This window comes from Cellulosimicrobium sp. MI9406 (genome assembly GCF_040595865.1).
Classification (GTDB): Bacteria; Actinomycetota; Actinomycetes; order Actinomycetales; family Cellulomonadaceae; genus Cellulosimicrobium; species Cellulosimicrobium funkei.
In genome coordinates this window covers 182,438-200,650 of sequence record NZ_JALIZI010000009.1, presented here as the reverse complement: position 1 = coordinate 200,650, position 18,213 = coordinate 182,438, and the positions used below count along the sequence as shown (strand labels likewise).

The 18,213-nt window shown below is 74.9% G+C and carries 15 protein-coding genes and 1 tRNA gene; 4 read left to right on the top strand and 12 right to left on the bottom strand.

Translation table 11 applies throughout. From position 1 onward, the window contains the following. The 8 genes from prfA to argS form a co-directional block, all read right to left on the bottom strand. The gene (gene prfA, locus MT994_RS17145; protein ID WP_043655669.1) at positions 1 to 1,104 is read right to left on the bottom strand and encodes a peptide chain release factor 1; all 1,104 of its coding nucleotides are present in this window, start codon (positions 1,102 to 1,104) and stop codon (positions 1 to 3) included. 203 nt (positions 1,105 to 1,307) lie between these two features. Beyond that, positions 1,308 to 1,526, bottom strand: a complete 219-nt coding sequence (gene rpmE, locus MT994_RS17140; protein ID WP_021483241.1) for a 50S ribosomal protein L31 — start codon at positions 1,524 to 1,526, stop codon at positions 1,308 to 1,310. A 164-nt stretch (positions 1,527 to 1,690) separates the two neighbouring features. Then, positions 1,691 to 3,811 carry a transcription termination factor Rho gene (gene rho, locus MT994_RS17135; RefSeq protein ID WP_171468196.1) on the bottom strand — a complete coding sequence of 707 codons (2,121 nt, stop codon included), beginning with the start codon at positions 3,809 to 3,811 and terminating at the stop codon, positions 1,691 to 1,693. A 249-nt stretch (positions 3,812 to 4,060) separates the two neighbouring features. Beyond that, entirely contained in the window at positions 4,061 to 4,990 is a 930-nt protein-coding gene (gene thrB / locus MT994_RS17130) for a homoserine kinase (RefSeq protein WP_043658744.1), read from the bottom strand. Next, a complete protein-coding gene (gene thrC / locus MT994_RS17125) occupies positions 4,990 to 6,093 on the bottom strand; it encodes a threonine synthase (RefSeq protein ID WP_354807235.1) in 1,104 nt (367 codons plus the stop codon). Before thrC ends, thrB begins: the two co-directional genes overlap by 1 nt. 11 nt (positions 6,094 to 6,104) lie before the next feature. Continuing rightward, positions 6,105 to 7,442: a homoserine dehydrogenase gene (locus MT994_RS17120; RefSeq protein WP_211933115.1), complete on the bottom strand. Its 1,338-nt coding sequence runs from the start codon at positions 7,440 to 7,442 to the stop codon at positions 6,105 to 6,107. Between the two features lie 159 nt (positions 7,443 to 7,601). Then, positions 7,602 to 8,990, bottom strand: coding sequence for a diaminopimelate decarboxylase (lysA, locus tag MT994_RS17115; protein ID WP_354807218.1), 1,389 nt, complete (start codon positions 8,988 to 8,990; stop codon positions 7,602 to 7,604). Further along, complete coding sequence (gene argS, locus MT994_RS17110; protein WP_354807217.1) at positions 8,987 to 10,672, bottom strand: arginine--tRNA ligase; 1,686 nt, start codon at positions 10,670 to 10,672, stop codon at positions 8,987 to 8,989. The genes lysA and argS overlap by 4 nt, the downstream gene beginning before the upstream one ends. 214 nt (positions 10,673 to 10,886) lie before the next feature. Here argS and MT994_RS17105 point away from each other — a divergent pair. Both MT994_RS17105 and MT994_RS17100 read left to right on the top strand, forming a co-directional pair. Then, positions 10,887 to 10,959 (top strand) — tRNA-Arg (locus tag MT994_RS17105). 111 nt (positions 10,960 to 11,070) lie between these two features. Then, entirely contained in the window at positions 11,071 to 11,703 is a 633-nt protein-coding gene (locus MT994_RS17100; protein WP_034655122.1) for a CYTH domain-containing protein, read from the top strand. Positions 11,704 to 11,742: 39 nt separating this feature from the next. Here the strand turns inward: MT994_RS17100 and MT994_RS17095 are convergent, their stop codons facing one another. From MT994_RS17095 to MT994_RS17080, 4 genes are all read right to left on the bottom strand, one after another. Further along, a complete protein-coding gene (locus tag MT994_RS17095) occupies positions 11,743 to 12,306 on the bottom strand; it encodes a hypothetical protein (RefSeq protein ID WP_354807215.1) in 564 nt (187 codons plus the stop codon). A 55-nt stretch (positions 12,307 to 12,361) separates the two neighbouring features. Then, the gene (locus tag MT994_RS17090; RefSeq protein ID WP_354807214.1) at positions 12,362 to 13,168 is read right to left on the bottom strand and encodes a M15 family metallopeptidase; all 807 of its coding nucleotides are present in this window, start codon (positions 13,166 to 13,168) and stop codon (positions 12,362 to 12,364) included. Positions 13,169 to 13,323: 155 nt separating this feature from the next. Beyond that, positions 13,324 to 14,367 carry a hemolysin family protein gene (locus MT994_RS17085; RefSeq protein ID WP_354807213.1) on the bottom strand — a complete coding sequence of 348 codons (1,044 nt, stop codon included), beginning with the start codon at positions 14,365 to 14,367 and terminating at the stop codon, positions 13,324 to 13,326. After that, entirely contained in the window at positions 14,364 to 15,740 is a 1,377-nt protein-coding gene (locus MT994_RS17080) for a hemolysin family protein (RefSeq protein WP_043658600.1), read from the bottom strand. The genes MT994_RS17085 and MT994_RS17080 overlap by 4 nt, the downstream gene beginning before the upstream one ends. Before the next feature lie 186 nt (positions 15,741 to 15,926). Between MT994_RS17080 and MT994_RS17075 the strand changes: the two genes are divergently transcribed. Both MT994_RS17075 and MT994_RS17070 read left to right on the top strand, forming a co-directional pair. Further along, positions 15,927 to 16,733 (top strand): response regulator transcription factor, encoded by an 807-nt coding sequence (locus MT994_RS17075; RefSeq protein ID WP_228075110.1) that lies wholly within the window; start codon positions 15,927 to 15,929, stop codon positions 16,731 to 16,733. Next, positions 16,730 to 17,926, top strand: coding sequence for an ATP-binding protein (locus MT994_RS17070; protein WP_137281208.1), 1,197 nt, complete (start codon positions 16,730 to 16,732; stop codon positions 17,924 to 17,926). The genes MT994_RS17075 and MT994_RS17070 overlap by 4 nt, the downstream gene beginning before the upstream one ends. The last annotated feature ends 287 nt before the right edge of the window (positions 17,927 to 18,213 follow it).

The following is an 18,213-nucleotide window of genomic DNA, read 5'->3' as shown; positions in this document are numbered from 1 at the left end:
TCAGGCCTCGCCCGCGGCGGCGAGCCGGGCCGCCTCGTCCGCCTCCACGGCCGAGCGCACGACGGGGTCGAGGTCGCCGTCGAGCACCTGGTCGAGGTTGTACGCCTTGTACCCGGTGCGGTGGTCCGCGATGCGGTTCTCCGGGAAGTTGTACGTGCGGATGCGCTCGGAGCGGTCGACCGTCCGCACCTGGGAGCGCCGCAGGTCCGCCGCCTCCGCGGCGGCCGCCTCCTGCTGCGCGGCGAGCAGACGCGCGCGCAGCACGCGCATCGCCTGCTCCCGGTTCTGGAGCTGCGACTTCTCGTTCTGCATCGACACGACGATCCCCGTCGGCAGGTGCGTGATCCGCACCGCGGAGTCGGTCGTGTTGACCGACTGCCCGCCCGGGCCCGACGAGCGGTAGACGTCGATGCGCAGGTCGTTCGGGTCGATCTCGACCTCGCCCGCGTCCTCGACCTCGGGGAACACGAGCACGCCGGCGGCAGACGTGTGGATGCGGCCCTGCGACTCCGTCACGGGCACGCGCTGGACCCGGTGCACGCCGCCCTCGTACTTGAGGTTGGCCCAGACGCCCTCGGCCGGGTCGGACGGCGTGCTGCGCGCCTTCACCGCGACCTGGACGTCCTTGTAGCCGCCGAGGTCGGAGTCGGTCGACTCCAGGACCTCCGTCTTCCAGCCGCGGCGCTCGGCGTACCGCAGGTACATGCGCAGCAGGTCGCCCGCGAACAGTGCCGACTCCTCGCCGCCCTCGCCCGCCTTGATCTCGAGGATGACGTCGCGGCCGTCGTCGGGGTCGCGCGGGACGAGCACGCGGCGCAGGCGCTCGCGCGCCTCCTCCTCGGTGGCGCGCAGGCCCGGGAGCTCGTCGGCGAACGCGTCGCCGTCGTCGCCGCCCAGCGCGGCGAGCTCGGCCGCGGCCTCGGCGTCGTCGCTCGCCTCGCGCCACGCCCGGTACGCGCCCACGACCTGGTTCAGCTCGGCGTAGCGCCGCCCGAGCGTGCGGGCGCGGCCCGCGTCGGCGTGGACGGCCGGGTCGGCGAGCTGCGCCTCGATCTCGGCGTGCTCGGCCAGCAGCGGCACGACGGCGGCGAACGACTCGGTCACGGACGGCTCCTCGGGCGGTACGGCGATGCGGGACGGCGGTCGCGGCGCGGCGCGCGGGCGCCGGGCGTGCGGTCGCACGCGGGCGCGTCACCGGGGCCCGGCGTTCCGACCGGCCCCCGACAACGCGACAGCGCCGGTGGTCCGAGCGCACCGACTGCCCCTGGAGAGGTTGTCGGGCTCGGACCACCGGCGCTGCGGTGCTGCTACTTGTCGGCGTCCTTCTTGCCGTAGCGCGCCTGGAAGCGGGCCACGCGGCCACCGGTGTCGAGGATCTTCTGCTTGCCCGTGTAGAACGGGTGGCAGGCGCTGCACACGTCGGAGCTGATCTTGCCCGACGCCTCGGTGCTGCGCGTCACGAACGTGTTCCCGCAGGTGCACGTCACCTCGGTGACGACGTACTCGGGGTGGATACCAGACTTCACGGTTTTCTCCTTGGGGTGACGTCTCCGGGTCAGGTGCGGCTACCGCACCTGTGAACCGGCGACAGGCGGCCTGACGAGCGCAGGCCGACGAACCATTGTGCCAGAACGCGCGGGGGCCCCGAGAACTTCCCGGGGCCACCCGCCGTCGGTGACCGGGTGACGCGTCAGATCGTGCGGCCGACGTTGTCGTCGTCGGCCAGCCCGCCGGGCGTCGTCTTCTGGACGTGCAGCAGGAACTCGACGTTCGTCTGCGTCTTCTTGAGCTGGCCGAGCAGCAGCTCGATCGCCTGCTGCTGGTCGAGGGCGCCCATGACGCGGCGGAGCTTGTAGATGATCTTCAGCTCGTCCTGCGACATGAGGATCTCCTCGCGGCGCGTGCCGGACGCGTTGACGTCCACGGCCGGGAAGATGCGCTTGTCCGCGAGGTTCCGGGACAGGCGGAGCTCCATGTTCCCCGTGCCCTTGAACTCCTCGAAGATGACCTCGTCCATCTTCGAGCCCGTCTCCACGAGCGCCGAGGCGAGGATCGTCAGGGAGCCGCCGTTCTCGATGTTGCGCGCCGCGCCGAAGAACCGCTTCGGCGGGTAGAGCGCGGACGCGTCCACACCACCGGACAGGATGCGGCCCGAGGCCGGCGCCGCGAGGTTGTACGCGCGCGACAGGCGGGTGAGCGAGTCGAGGAGCACCACGACGTCCTGGCCGAGCTCGACCAGGCGCTTCGCGCGCTCGATCGCGAGCTCGGCGACGATCGTGTGGTCCGACGCGGGGCGGTCGAACGTCGAGGCGATGACCTCGCCGCGGACCGTCCGCTCCATGTCGGTGACCTCTTCGGGCCGCTCGTCCACGAGCACCACCATGAGGTGGACCTCGGGGTTGTTCGCGGCGATCGCGTTGGCGATCTGCTGCATGATGATCGTCTTGCCGGCCTTGGGCGGCGCGACGATGAGACCGCGCTGGCCCTTGCCGATCGGCGCGACGATGTCGATGACGCGCGGCGTGAGACGCGTGGCCTCGGAGTTCTCGAGGCGCAGGCGCTCCTGCGGGTACAGCGGCGTGAGCCGGTTGAACTCCGGACGCTCGCGCGCCTCCTCCGGCGACATGCCGTTGACCGTGTCCAGGCGCACGAGCGCGTTGAACTTCTGGCGCGCGGTGTTGCCCTGGTTCTCGCCCTCGCGCGGCTGGCGCACGGCGCCCGTCACGGCGTCGCCGCGACGCAGCCCGGCCTTCTTCACCTGGCCGAGCGACACGTAGACGTCGTTGTTGCCCGGCAGGTAGCCGCTGGTGCGGACGAACGCGTAGTTGTCGAGGATGTCGAGGATGCCCGCGACGGGGAGCAGGACGTCGTCCTCGTTGACCTCGATGTCGTCGAGGCCCGAGAGGTCCGGTCCCTGGCGGTTGCGGCCGCGCTTGCGGTCGCGGTCGCGGCCGCGGTCGCGGCCCCGACGGCGGCGCCCGCCGCGCTCGTCGTCCAGGAGCTGGCGGTCGTCACGACGGTCGCCCTGACGCTCGCCCCGGCCCTGCTGGCCGGACTGCTGGCCGGACTGCTTCTCCGGCTGCTGCTCGCGCTGGCGCTCGCCGCCCTGCCCGTCACGCTGGCGGTCGGCGCGCGGTGCGTCGCCGTCGCCCTCGCCCGTGCGCGGGGCACCGGCACCGCGGCCCGCACGACGCGAGCCGCGCTCGCCCGTGACCAGGCCGACGGCGGCCGCGGCGCGCGCAGCACGCTCGTCGGGCGACTCGTTCGCGGTGTCGCGCGTGCGCACGCCCTCGCCGAGGGCCTCGGCGACCGCGGCCGCGGCCTCCGAGCGCGCGTCGCGGCGGCCGTCGCGGCGCTCGCCGCGCTGCTCCGTGCGCTGCTCGTCGGCGCGCACCGGGAGGTCGAGCACGGGAGCGGCGGTGCGCTCCTCGCGGCTCGCGGCCGACGGCGCGTCCTGACGCGTCGCCGGGGAGTCGCTGCCGGCCGCGGGGCTCGCCGCAGGCCGCTCGGCGCGGCGGCTGCGGCCGCGCCCCGAGGCGACGGGCGCCTCGTTCGTCTCACGCGACGCGGCGGGCGCCGCGTCCGTGTCGCGCCGGGACGCGGCGGGGCGCTCGGAAGCACCCTGCTCGCCCGTGCGGGCGCGGATGACGTCCACGAGATCGCCCTTGCGCATCTTGGACGTGCCCTTGACCCCGAGCTGCGACGCGAGCGCCTGCAGCTCCGGGAGGCGCAGGGTGGAGAGCGCGCCGTTCCGGGCGGTACCGCCGGCAGCGGTCGCGCTGCTCGTGGCGGTGTCGATGGTGTCTGTCACGAAGGACCCTTCCCCCTCGTTTGCGTCCGTCTCTCAGAGGGCGGACCGCGGGTGGTCGACGCCCGGCCGTGACGGCCGGTGCGCAGGTGTCACCACGCGTCAGTGGTACGACGACGTCATCTGACGCGGGCTGGATTGCCTTCTCTCGGACGGGCTCTGTCGCGGCACTTCCGCGCTGGAGAACGCTCGACTGCTGATGCGAGAGCGTGACCGAAGGCTGGGACCATCCTAGCACCGGCAGGACAGCGGTCAGAGCCGTTCGGCGACGACCCCGCGCGTGTCGACGTCGAGGCGGCGGACCGACCAGTCCGCGCTCCCCCCGACGAGCTCGTCCGCGACGCCCGCGACCTCGTCGAGGCGCTCCGCGGCGGACAGGACGAGGACCGTGGGGCCGGCACCCGACACCGTCGCCGCGAGCCCCCGCGCGCGCAGCGCGCGGACGAGCTCCGACGTCGTCGGCATGACGCCGGCGCGGTACCCCTGGTGGAGCCGGTCGTCGGTCGCGTCGAGGAGCAGGTCGGGACGCCGCGTGAGCGCCTCGACGAGCAGGGCCGACCGCCCCGCGTTGAACGCCGCGTCGGCGTGCGGCACCTGCGCCGGGAGCACCCCGCGCGCGCGGCTCGTCGCGAGCCGGGCCGAGGGGACCAGCACCGTCGCCCGCAGGTCGGGGTGCACGTCGAGCCGGACGGCACGCGCCCCGGCCCCGGGCGTCCCGCTCTCCCACGCGACGGTCGCGCCGCCGAGCAGCGCGGGCGCGGCGTTGTCCGGGTGGCCCTCGATCGCGGTCGCGAGGCCGAGCGCGACGTCGTCGTCGAGGACCGACGGGTCGGCGACGAGCGCGCGCGCCGCCACGATGCCCGCGACGACGGCCGCGGCGGACGAGCCGAGGCCCCGCCCGTGGGGGACGCGGTTGACGCACGTCAGGTGCAGGCCCGTCTGCGGCGCACCCGCCACGTCGAGCGCGGCCCGCAGGGCCCGCACCACCAGGTGGGACTCGTCGCCGGGCACCTCTCCGGCGCCCTCGCCCTCGACGTCGACCACGACGTCGTCGCTCGCGAGCGCGCGCACGTCGAGCACGTCGTGGAGCGCGAGCGCGAGGCCCAGCGCGTCGAAGCCGGGGCCGAGGTTCGCGCTCGTCGCGGGGACGCGCACCCGCACGTGGTCCGCGCCGAGCTGCATCAGTCGAGCCCGAGGGCGTCGGCGATGGACACCACGTCGGCGGTCACGCGCGTCGGCTCGACCTCGGTGCCGTCGAGCGTGCGCAGCGCCCACTGCGGGTCCTTGAGCCCGTGACCGGTGACCGTGACGACGATGCGCGCGCCCGCGGGCACGAGCCCGCGCTCGGCGCGCGCGAGGATCCCGGCGACGCCGGCGGCCGACGCGGGCTCGACGAACACGCCGACCTCGCTCGACAGCACGCGGTGCGCCGCGAGGATCTGCTCGTCGGACACGGCCTCGATGACGCCGCCCGACTCGTCGCGCGCGGCCTCGGCGAGCTCCCACGACGCGGGGTTGCCGATGCGGATGGCGGTCGCGACGGTCTCGGGCTCCGTGATCGGGTGGCCCGCGACGATCGGCGCGGCGCCCGCCGCCTGGAAGCCCCACATCTGCGGCGTGCGCGTCGCGACGGCCGGCAGGCCCTCCCCCGCGTGCCCCGCGGCGCCCTGGCCCGCGTACTCGCGGAAGCCCTTCCAGTACGCCGTGATGTTCCCCGCGTTGCCGACGGGCAGCGCGTGGATGTCCGGGGCGTCGCCGAGCGCGTCGACGATCTCGAACGCGCCCGTCTTCTGGCCCTCGATGCGGTCGGGGTTGACCGAGTTCACGAGCTCGACCGGGTACGCCTCGGCGAGCTTGCGCGCCGCGACGAGGCAGTCGTCGAAGTTGCCGTCGACCTGGAGCAGCCGCGCGCCGTGCGCGATCGCCTGGCTCAGCTTGCCCATCGCGATCTTGCCGTCCGGGACGAGCACCGCGCACGTCATCCCCGCGCGCACGGCGTAGGCAGCCGCCGACGCCGACGTGTTGCCCGTGGACGCGCACACGACCGCCTGCGCACCGCGACCCGCGGCCGCGGAGATCGCCGCCGTCATGCCGCGGTCCTTGAACGACCCCGTGGGGTTCATGCCCTCGACCTTGACGAAGACCTGGGCCCCCGTGCGCGCCGACAGGGCCGGCGCCTCGACGAGCGACGTGCCGCCCTCGCCGAGCGTGACGATCCGCTCGGACACGTGCGCGGGCAGCCGGTCACGGTACTCGGCGATGATGCCTTGCCACTGGTGGGCCATCTGGTGGGCCATCAGGCTCCCTCGACTCTCAGGACGGACGTGATCGTGCGGACGGGCTCGAGCTCGGCGACCGCCGCGACGGTGGCCGACAGCGCCGACTCGGGCGCCGCGTGCGTGGTGATGAGGAGCTCCGCGACGCCGGGCTCGGCGACGTCGGCCGCGCCGCGCGCCGTCGGCTGGCGGACCGCCTCGATGGACACGCCGTGCTCGGCGAGCGCGTGCGCGACCTGCGCGAGCACGCCGGGGCGGTCCTCGACGTCGAGCCGCACCTGGTAGCGCGTGACCGCGGCGCTCGGCGGGAGGATCGGGAGCTCGGCGTACGTGGACTCCTGCGGTCCCTTGCCCCCGAGCACGCGGTGGCGGGCGGCGGAGACGACGTCGCCGAGCACGGCCGACGCCGTCGGGGCGCCGCCCGCGCCGCGCCCGTAGAACATGAGCTCGCCCGCGGACTCGGCCTCGACGAACACGGCGTTGAACGAGCCGCGCACGTTCGCGAGCGGGTGCGAGGTCGGCACGAGCGCCGGGTGCACGCGCACGGACACGCCCGCCTCCCCGGTCGCCCCGCCGTCGCGCCGCTCGGCGATGGCGAGCAGCTTGATGACGTGGCCCGTCTGCGCGGCCCACGCGACGTCGTCGGCCGTGACGGCGAGGATGCCCTCGCGCGCGACGTCGTCGAGCGACACGCGTGTGTGGAACGCGAGGCTCGCGAGGATCGCCGCCTTGGCCGCGGCGTCGTACCCCTCGACGTCCGCCGTCGGGTCCGCCTCCGCGTAGCCGAGGTCCTGCGCCTCCCGGACGGCCTCGTCGAGGCCCCGGCCCGTCGTGGCCATCTGGTCGAGCACGTAGTTGGTCGTCCCGTTGACGATGCCGAGCACGCGGCGCACGCGGTCGCCCGCGAGCGACTCCCGCACCGGGCGCACGATCGGGATGGCGCCCGCGACGGCGGCCTCGAAGTAGATGTCCACCCCGGCGGCGTCGGCCGCCTTGTAGAGCGTGGGGCCGTCCTCGGCGAGGAGGGCCTTGTTCGCCGTCACGACGGCGGCGCCCGCCCCGATCGCGCGCAGCAGGAGCGACCGCGCGGGCTCGGTGCCGCCCATCACCTCGACGACGATGTCGGCGCGCTCGACGAGGCTCGCCGCGTCCTCCGTGAGCAGCGACCGGTCCACCGCGGCGTCGCGCGGGGCGGACGCGTCGCGGACCGCGATCCCGACGAGCTCCAGGGGCGCACCGACCCGGGACGCGAGGTCGTCGGCCTGCTCCGTGAGCAGCCGCGCGACCTGGGTGCCGACGACGCCGCACCCCAGCAGGGCGACGCGCAGGGGCGGGTGGGACTCGGCGGCAGACGGCACGACGGACCTTCCTCGGGTGGTCAGGACGGGTGCGGCGCCGGGCGCGGCCCGGGTCGTGCCCGGGTGGCTCGGGAGCCGCAGGCACAGGATACGGCGACGCGCGCGCCCGCCCCGGGCGTGCCCACAGGTCGGATGCCGACCTGTGGGCACGCCGGCGGGTCAGCCCTCGTCGAGCGCCAGCAGGTCCTCGACGGTCTCGCGCCGCACGAGCACGCGGCTCGCGCCGTCGTGCACGGCGACCACGGGAGGACGCGTCAGCAGGTTGTAGTTCGACGCCATCGAGCGGCCGTAGGCCCCCGTGGCGGGCACCGCGAGCAGGTCCCCCGCGCGCACGTCCCCGGGGAGCTGCACCTCGTGGACGACGATGTCGCCGCTCTCGCAGTGCTTGCCCACGACCCGCGCGAGCACGGGCCCGGCCTCGGAGGCCCGGCCGACGACCTCGGCGTGGTACTGCGCCGCGTAGAGCGCGGGGCGGATGTTGTCGCTCATGCCGCCGTCCACCGACACGTACGTGCGCACGCGCCCGTCGTCGAGGGTCACGGGCTTCACGGTGCCGACCGTGTAGAGCGTGAGGCCGGCCGGCCCGACGATCGCGCGCCCCGGCTCGATCGAGAAGCGCGGCAGCGGCGTGCCGAGCTCCGCGGCCACCGCCTCGACCGCGCGCGCGACGTCCTTCGCGACGCGCTCCGGGTCGAGCGCGACGTCGCCCGGGAGGTAGGCGATGCCGTAGCCGCCGCCGATGTCGACCTCGTCGACGAGCACGCCCGAGCGGGCCGCGAGCCGCGCCCGTAGCTCCAGCACCGCGCGCGCCGCGACCTCGAAGCCCGAGGGGTCGAGGATCTGGGAGCCGATGTGCGAGTGGATCCCGAGCAGGCGCAGCTCGGGGCGCGCGACGACGTCGAGCAGCGCCGTCATCGCCGGGGAGTCGCCGGCCACGCCGCCGTCCGCAGGGCGCGGCGCGGCGATCGACAGCCCGAACTTCTGGTCCTCGTGCGCGGTCGAGATGTACTCGTGCCCGCCCGCGTGGACGCCCGTCGTCACGCGGACCATGACGGGCGCGACCACGCCGCGCTCGCCCGCGAGCCGCGCGACGCGCTCGACCTCGACGAGCGAGTCGACGATGATCCGGCCCACGCCCTCGTCGAGCGCCCGGCCGATCTCGGCGTCGGACTTGTTGTTGCCGTGCAGGCCGATCTCCGGGCCGGGGACGCCGGCGCGCAGCGCGACGGCGAGCTCTCCCCCGCTCGCGGTGTCGACGCGCAGGCCCTCCTCGCGCGCCCAGCGCGCGACGGCCACGGTGAGCAGCGCCTTGCCCGCGTAGTACACGTCGACGTCCGACCCGACGGCGCGGAACGCCGTCTCGAACGCGGTCCGGTACGCGCGCGCCCGGGCGCGGAAGTCCGCCTCGTCGAGCACGTACGCGGGCGTCCCGTGCTCGGCCGCGAGGTCGTGGACGTCGACGCCCGCGACCTCGACCGCGCCGTCGTCCCGGCGCCGCACGCCGCGCGACCACGGCTCGCCGGGGTGTCCCGGCAGGCCCGTGCTCACATGCGCTCCGGCGCGCTCACGCCGAGCAGCCCCAGGCCGTTGGCGAGGACCTGGCGCACCGCGTCGTTGAGCCACAGGCGCGTGCGGTGCGTGTCCGTGACCTCCTCGTCCGGGTACGGCAGGACACGCTGCGACTTCTGCTGGTACCAGGTGTGGTAGTCGCCGGCCAGGGCCTCGAGGTAGCGCGCGACGCGGTGCGGCTCGCGCAGCTCGGCCGCCTGGGCGACGATGCGCGGGAACTCGGTGAGCCGCCCGACGAGCGCCGCCTCGCTCGGGTGGTCGAGCAGCGCGGGCTCGAACCCGTCGGCGCGCGCGACGCCGCGGTCGGCCGCGTTGCGGTCCACCGCCGCGGTGCGCGAGTGCGCGTACTGCACGTAGTAGACGGGGTTCTCGTTCGTCGCCCGCGCGAGCAGGTCGAGGTCGAGGTCGATGTTCTGGTCCGCGGACGAGCGCGCGAGCGAGTAGCGCGCGGCGTCGACCCCGACGGCGTCCACCAGGTCCTCCAGCGTCACGACCGTCCCGGCGCGCTTGGACATGCGCACGGGCTGGCCGTCCTTGACGAGGTTGACCATCTGCCCGATGAGGAGCTGGAGGTTCTTCCCCGGGGTGTCGCCGAAGGCCGCGCAGACCGCCATCATGCGGCCGACGTACCCGTGGTGGTCGGCGCCGAGCATGATGATGACCTCGTCGAAGCCGCGCTCGCGCTTGTCGAGGTAGTAGGCGATGTCGCCCGCGATGTAGGCCGCCTCGCCATCGGACTTGATGACGACGCGGTCCTTGTCGTCGCCGAAGTCGGTCGTGCGCAGCCAGGTCGCGCCGTCCTTCTCGAACATGTGACCGGACGCGCGCAGGCGCTCGACGGCGCGCTCGACGGCGCCCGACTCGTGCAGCGAGTCCTCGTGGAAGTAGACGTCGAAGTCGACGCCGAAGTCGTGGAGCGACGCCTTGATCTCGCCGAACATGCGCTCGACGCCGCGCGCGCGGAAGACCTCCTGCGCCTCGGCGTCCGGGAGCATGCGCGGGTCGGGGTCGCCCGCGGCCAGGGCGTCGGCGACGACCGCGTCGGCGATCTCGGTGATGTACTCGCCGCCGTACCCGTCCTCCGGCGCCTCCTGGCCGCGCGAGCGCGCGAGGAGCGAGCGCGCGAAGCGGTCGATCTGGGCGCCGTGGTCGTTGAAGTAGTACTCCCGCGTCACGTCCGCGCCGCTCGCCTCGAGCACGCGCGCGAGCGAGTCGCCGACGGCGGCCCAGCGGACGCCGCCGATGTGGATGGGCCCGGTCGGGTTCGCGGAGACGAACTCGAGGTTGACCTTCTTGCCCGCCTCGGAGTCGCCGCGCCCGTACGCCGGGCCCGCCTCGACGATCGTGCGCGCGAGCTCGCCCGCGGCGGCCGCGTCGAGCGAGATGTTGAGGAAGCCGGGGCCGGCGACGTCCACGGCCCGGATGCCCGGGTGCGCGGCGAGGCGGCGCGCGAGGTCCTCGGCGAGCGCCCGCGGCGTCGTGCCCGCCTTCTTCGCGAGTTGCAGCGCGACGTTCGTGGCCCAGTCGCCGTGCTCGCGCTGGCGGGGTCGCTCCACGTGGACGCGCTCGGGGACCGCGGTCGGGTCCAGTGCGAGGGTGCCGTCGGCGACGGCGGCGGCCAGGGCAGCGCTCAGCGCTTCGGAGAGCTCGTCGGGGGTCACCGGGCGATTCTACCGAGGCGCGGGGGGCGTCCGTCGCGCCATTTCGCCGCCGCCCGTCCCGCCGTGCCGGCGGCCGGGCCCGCTCCCCCGCGTCTCCGCGCCGGGCCGGAGCACCGGGGCGGCGCACCCGGTCGGCAGCCGGCCGCGCCGGGTCCGCGCACCCCCTGCGGGCTGGTAGTCTCGTGCATCGCGTCGGCGGTCACCGTCGGCGCTCGCCCTCGTAGCTCAGTGGATAGAGCGTCTGCCTCCGGAGCAGAAGGTCGTAGGTTCGAATCCTATCGAGGGCACCCGATCCGCTCCGACGAGCCCGGCCCGCCTCGCGCGGCCGGGCTCGCGCCGTCTCCGGGTCCGCTGCGCGAGGTCCGCCACGACCCGCGCGCTCCCGCTACGGTGGGGCCATGACCGACGGCGGCTACGGGGACTTCGAGTTCGAGCGCCGGTTCCTCGTGCGCGAGCTGCCCGAGGACCTGCGCGACGCGCCCGCGCTCATCGTGCAGAGCTACTACCTGGCCGACGAGGGCTACGCGCTGCGGCTGCGCGCCAAGGTGCCCACGGTCGACGCGACGATGGACGCCACGACCGACCCGGTCCGGCTCCTCGACCGCTACGCCCCCGCCGTCGACCTGTGCACGCTCACCGTCAAGGGCCCCATGGCCGGCGGCACGCGCTACGAGGCGGAGCGCGAGGTCGACGTGGCGGTGGGCGTCCAGATGATCCGCCGCGGCGGTGCGCGCGTCGTCAAGACCCGCTACTCCGTGTGGGTCGGGGCCGACGGCTGGGTCGTCGACGTGTTCGGCGGGGCGAACCACCCGCTCGTCGTCGCGGAGTGCGAGCGCACCGGTCCCGTCACGGACCTGCAGATCCCCGCGTTCTGCGTCACCGAACTCACGGACGACCCCCGGTTCTCCAACGACGCGCTCGCGGGCCGCCCCTACGGCGCGTGGCGCGAGGAGTTCGAGGCCGAGCTCGCCGCGTCGGGCCCGCGGTTCCTCCAGGACTTCGGCCGCAACGAGCGGCTCTCCGGCCCGTAGGCACCCAGCGGGCACACGCCCGGACGCCCGGTCCTCGGGTCAGCGCAGCGCGTCCGCTGCCGCGCACACCGCGGCGACGTCGAACCGGACCGTGCGCCCGTCGACCGGCACCCACCCGGGCTCGTGCCCGAACAGGACCGCCCACGGCAGCGCGCCGGGCGACACGTGCTCGCGCGCCCGGTCGTGCGCGCGAGCCTCCGCGACCTCGCGCTCGACGGCGTCCTCCAGCGCGACGAGGTCGGCCCGCACCGCGTCGCCCTTCTCCGTGAGCCGGCGCGACCGCCCCGCCTCCAGGTAGCCGTCGTGGCGGGCGCTGCGCACGACCTGGCGCGCGGCGTCGTGCACCCGGTGGCGCAGGGCGTCGTCGACCGGGTCGAGCGCGACGCGCGCCCCCTCGCCCGCCGTCTCGCCGAAGAGGGTCGACAGCGCGAGGTGCTCGCGCTCGGAGGCACGCGACGCGTCGAGGAGGACGAGGACGGGGGGCTCGCCGGGCGCCGTCGGCTCCACGCGGACGAGGCCGCCCACGGCGAGGCTCAGCACCTGCGCGGCGAGCGCGTGCTCGGGACGGCGCAGGACGACCGCGGCGAGGAGCAGGTCGGCCACGGTCCGACGATACGGCGCGGGGCGGCCGCCCGCGGGGCGACCGGCCGGGGGCGCGTCAGGAGTTCTGGATCTCCTCGACGCCCTGGACGAACTCGAAGTGCCAGGGTTCGTAGGCGCCGCTGCCGCCGCGCTTGGCCCACGCCGGGTTGGCCCAGCCGTACGTGGCGCCGTTCTGGTTGATCCACGCGTAGACCTCGCGCGAGCCGGTCTCCACGGAGCAGAGGTCGATCGCGAGCCCCCACCCGTGCATGGACCAGCCGGGGGGCGCCGCGAAGGCGCCGCGGGAGGACTTGAGCGAGACCTGCGTCGAGAGCGTGCGGTACGACGACACGAGGCAGAGGTCCCGGCCGAAGGTCGCCCGGAACGCCTCGTTCATCGCGGAGAGCGCGACGGCCGCGTCGGGTCGCAGGTGCTCGTCCGCCTGCCACAGCTCGCACAGGGCGTGCTCGTCGAGGTTGCCGTTCGTGCCCTCGGGCCGCACGGTCGGGTCGCAGCCCGGCAGCGGGTCGCGGGCGGCGGAGCGGGAGGCCGCCTCGCGGCGCACCTCGACGCGGGGCGCGGCGGCGACGCTCGGGGAGACGGCGGGTGCGGTCGCGGCGGCGGTCGCGAGGTCGAGCGCGCTCGGGCCGACGGGGCGGGTCTCCGGCTCGAAGGGCGACCCGCTGCCGAGCACGTCGTCGGCGCCCGCGGAGAGCGGCATCGCGATGGTCGCGGCGGCGAGCGTCCCGAGGACGGCGACGCGCGGCACCCAGCGGTGCTGGCTGGAGACCTGTGCCTGGGGGCGGCGACGCCGGGAGCCCTGCTCCGCCTCGCGCCGGGCCCGTCGTGAGTCGAGGGCGGGTGCGCCGTGCTGCGACTCCACCCGCCACCTGCCTCTCACGTCGTCGGGGTGGCTCCGAGCCACCGATGACCGATCAATCACGGAACAGTAACGAAGGGCTCCGGCGATGCCAAGTCCCCTGCTCAGAGCCTCGGCGGAGCACCATCCGGGGACCTCGCGCCGACCGGGCCGCCGGCCTAGGGCCGGCGCTGCATCGCGTCGCGCACCTCGCCGACGAGCTCCTCGAGGATGTCCTCGAGGAAGACCACCCCGAGCGCGCCCCCGCCCTCGGGACCGTCGACGCGCGCCAGGTGCGCCCCCGAGCGCTGCATGGCGCGCAGCGCGTCCTCCACCTCGTCGTCGGGCGCGGCGGCCGCGAGCGCCCGCACGCGCCACGACGGGACCGGGGCCTCGCGCGTCGTCTCGTCCGCGTAGAGCACGTCCTTGACGTGCAGGTAGCCCACGAGGTCGCCCGTGGCGTCCGCGACGGCGAACCGCGAGAAGCCGGTCTTCGCGACCAGGCGCTCGACCTCGTCGGGCGTGCAGCCCTCGGTGACGGTCACGAGGTCCGCGACGGGGACCATGACGTCGTGCGCGGTGCGCTCGGAGAACTCGATGGCTCCCGAGAGCAGCCCCTGCTCGTCGCGCAGGACCCCCTCGGCCTGGGAGTGCTCGACGATGGACTGCACCTCCTCGGCGGTGAACGCCGACGCCACCTCGTCCTTCGGCTCGACGCCCGTGGCGCGCACCGCGTGGTTCGCGAGCCAGTTGAGCGCGACGATGACGGGGCGCAGCACGCGCCCGATCCACACGAGCGGCGGGCCGAACCACATGACGGCCGTCTCGGGCCCGGAGACCGCGAGGTTCTTCGGGACCATCTCGCCGAGCACCACGTGCAGGTAGACGACGATCGCGAGCGCCACGACGAACGCGATCGGGTGCGCGAGCGCGGTGCTCACGCCGAGCGCGTGCAGCGGGTCCTCGATGAGGTGCGCGATGGCCGGCTCCGCGACGACGCCCAGACCCGTGGAGCAGACGGTCACGCCGAGCTGGGCGCACGCGAGCATGAGCGACACGTGCTCCATCGCCCACAGGACCGTCTGGGCGCGGCGGTTGCCCTGCGCGGCGAGCGGCTCGATCGCCGAGCGGCGCGCGGAGATCACCGCGAACTCGGCGCCGACGAAGAACGCGTTGCCGGCGAGCAGGAGGAGCGCGACGAGGAGCGCGGTGGTCGAGCTCATGCGTCCCCCTCCGTCGGTGTCGCGCGGACCGAGAGCCGCTCGACGCGCCGCCCCTCCATCGCCTCCACGCGCAGCACCACGCGGTGCCGGCCCTCGCCCGCGGCGATCTCGTCGCCGGGCTCGGGGACGCGGCCGAGGCGGGCCATGACGAGGCCGCCGAGCGTCTCGTAGGCGCCGTCCTCGGGGACGCGCAGCCCGGTGACCTCGGTGAGCTCGTCGGGCCGCATGACGCCGGGCACGAGCCACGAGCCGTCCGCGCGGCGGGCCGCGCCGGAGCGCCGGGGGTCGTGCTCGTCCGCGACGTCGCCCACGAGCTCCTCGACGACGTCCTCGAGCGTGACGACGCCCGAGGTGCCGCCGTACTCGTCGACCACGACCGCCATCTGGAGGCCGAAGCCGCGGAGCTCGACGAGGAGCGGGCCGAGCCGCACCGTCTCGGGCACCCGCGGGGCGTCGGCCATGAGGGCCGCCGCGGGGACCTCGTGGCGCCGCTCGTAGGGGACGGCGACGGCGCGGCGCAGGTGGACGAGGCCGACGACGTCGTCACGGTCCTCGCCGATGACGGGGAACCGCGAGTGCCCGGTGCGCCGGGCGGCGTCGACGACGTCCGCGGCGGTCGCGTCCCGGTCCACGACGACCATGCGCATGCGGTCGGTCATGACGTCGACGGCGCTCAGCTCGTCGAGCTCGATCGAGTTGGTGAGGAGGGTCGCGACGGAGACGTCGAGCGTGCCCTCCTGCGCGGAGCGGCGCACGAGGGCGGCGAGCTCGGACGCCGAGCGGGCGCCCGACAGCTCCTCGCGCGGCTCGACGCCTACGCGGCGCAGGATCGCGTTCGCCGAGCCGTTGAGCACGGCGATGACCGGCCGGAACAGCTTGGTGAACTGCCGCTGCACGGGCACGACCTGCCGTGCGGTGGCGTAGGGCGCGCTGAGCGCGAAGTTCTTGGGGATGAGCTCGCCGAAGAGCATCGAGACGAAGTTCACGACGAGCAGCGCGAGCACGCCCGCGAGGACCGCGGAGGCCGCGTGGCCGAGCGGCGTCGAGCTCAGGGCGTCCCCGAAGAGCGCGAGGAGCGCGGGCTGCGCGGTGTACCCGAGGAGGATGGTCGTGAGGGTGATGCCGACCTGCGCCGAGGAGAGCTCGGTCGACAGGTGCTTGAGCCCGGCCCGGACGCTGCGGTCGCGGCGGTCGGGGCCGCCCGTCCCGCCCGACGGCGGGGAGCCGCGTCTGTCGCCCTCCTGGTCGGCGTCGTCCCCGGCGGGGAGGACGGCGGGGTCGAGGGTGACCAGGGAGAACTCGCTGGCCACGAAGACGGCGGTACCTGCGGTGAGGAGCACCCCGAGCGCGACCATGACCCAGTCGCCTACCACGGAGTGCTCCACCGATATCGGGAGGTGCTCTTCATCGTGCCGACGATGTTAGCGCTCGCCCCTCGCCCGGCGCCCGGGAGGGACGGCTCGGCGGCGCCCAGGAGGGGCAGCCCCGCCGTGCGACCTGGTCCTCCGACGACGACGAAATCCGGCCGACCTGGGCCGACGTGTGCCACGCTGTATCCCATGGCAGATCCGAGGGCAGCGAGCGCAGCACCGACCGGCGCGGGGGCCGGTCCCGTCCCCGGCCGCGGGCCCGTGCCCACGACCGCCCCGGTGGCCGGCGGCGGCACCCCGCAGCAGGCGGCCACGGTCCTCGTCGTCGAGGACGAGCCTGCGATCGCGACCGCCATCGCGCAACGGCTGAGCGCGGAGGGCTGGCGCGTCGAGGTCGCGCGCGACGGCCTGTCCGCCGTCGACGCCGCGGCGCGCCTGCGCCCGGACGCGATCGTCCTCGACGTCATGCTCCCCGGCATCGACGGTCTCGAGGTCACGCGCCGCATCCAGGCGGAGCAGCCCGTCCCGATCCTCATGCTCACCGCGCGCGACGACGAGACCGACATGCTCATCGGGCTCGGCGTCGGCGCGGACGACTACATGACGAAGCCGTTCTCCATGCGCGAGCTCGTCGCGCGCATCAAGGCGCTGCTGCGCCGCGTCGACCGCGCCACGCAGGCCGCGAGCTCCGCCCCGAGCGACCCGCCCATGACGGTGGGCGACGTGACGATCGACAAGGCCCAGCGCCGCGTCTACCGCGCGGGTGAGGAGGTCCACCTCACGCCCACCGAGTTCGAGCTGCTCGTCATGCTCGCGAGCTCGCCGAAGACGGTCCTCACGCGCGAGCGCCTGCTCGCCGAGGTGTGGGACTGGGCCGACGCCAGCGGGACGCGCACCGTCGACTCCCACATCAAGGCGCTGCGCCGCAAGCTCGGTGCGGACCTCATCCGCACGGTCCACGGCGTCGGCTACGCGTTCGAGCCGCCCGCCGGATGACCTCCTCCCCCGCCGACCCCGCCGGCGGCACGGACCCGGGGCAGGCGCAGGCTCCCGGCCCGGCGCGGCCGGGACCGCACCGGGCCCACACGATCCGCCCGCACCTCCCGGACGTCCGACCGCTCGACTCGTTCCGCTCGCTGAAGATCAAGCTCGGCGTGCTGGTCGCCGCGACGGTGACGCTCGCGGTCCTCATCACGTGGATCGGGCTGCAGAACCAGCTCGGGCCGTCGCGCACGTTCCCGCTCGCGATCGTGCTGTCGCTGCTGCTCACGCAGCTCCTCGCGCGCGGCATGACGTCGCCCCTGCGCGAGATGACCGCTGCGGCCCGGGCGATGGCCGACGGCGACTACACGCGGCGCGTGCGCGCCACGAGCCGCGACGAGGTGGGCCAGCTCGCGGTGGCGTTCAACGTCATGGCGGAGGACCTCGCGACGAGCGACCAGGTGCGCCGCGAGCTCATCGCGAACGTCTCGCACGAGCTGCGCACCCCGATCGCGGCGCTCCAGGCCCAGCTCGAGAACGTCGTGGACGGGGTGACGCCCCCGACGCCCGCGACGATGGAGATGTCGCTCGCGCAGACCGAGCGCCTCACCCGGCTCGTCGCGTACCTCCTGGACCTGTCGCGGATCGAGGCGGGCGCGGCGGCGCTCAACATCACCCAGATCGACGTCGGCGACTTCCTCGAGGAGAACGCCGAGGCCGTGTCGATGGTCGAGGCGGGCAAGCAGCTGCGCTACGTCGTCGACGTCACGCCCCCGGACCTCGTGCTCGAGGCGGACCGCGAGCGGCTGCACCAGGTCGTGACCAACCTCCTGCAGAACGCGATCCGGCACTCGCCGCAGGGCGGGGAGATCCGGCTCGAGGCGTACCCGGTGGACGACGACGTCGTGCTGGAGGTCGTCGACGAGGGCCCCGGGATCGCCAAGGAGGACCGCGAGCGGATCTTCGAGCGGTTCGCCCGGGCCAGCGCGACGGGCGCGCACACGACGACGGGCGGCTCGACGGGCGGCACGGGGATCGGGCTCGCGATCGTGCGCTGGGCGGTGGACCTGCACGGCGGCCGGATCGAGGTCGCGGACTCGCGCCGGGGGGCGACGATGCGCGTCACGCTGCCCGCGCACGCGGGCTCCGCGCCGTTCCCGCCCGAGGACGGCGACGCGTCGTACACCGCCCACCCCGACGTGCGGTGACTCCGTCCTGACAGCGCGCGCACCCGCACGCGCTCGGTCGTGAGATGCGTCACACCGCCGCGCGGAGATACCTCGGGATGGCGTGGAATTCCGCGATCTTGCCCTCCGACGAGGTGCGCGTGGGGTCACGTTTGCCTGGCCCAGACACGGCGTGAAGAACCCGCGAACAGGCCGCGCCGGAACGCTCGGCCCAACGCCCGAGGCCGACGACGAGGGCCTAGGCTGGAGTGGTCCGGAACCCGGACGAGCCCGTGCCGACGTCGGGGGCGCCGCAGCAGCGGTGCGCC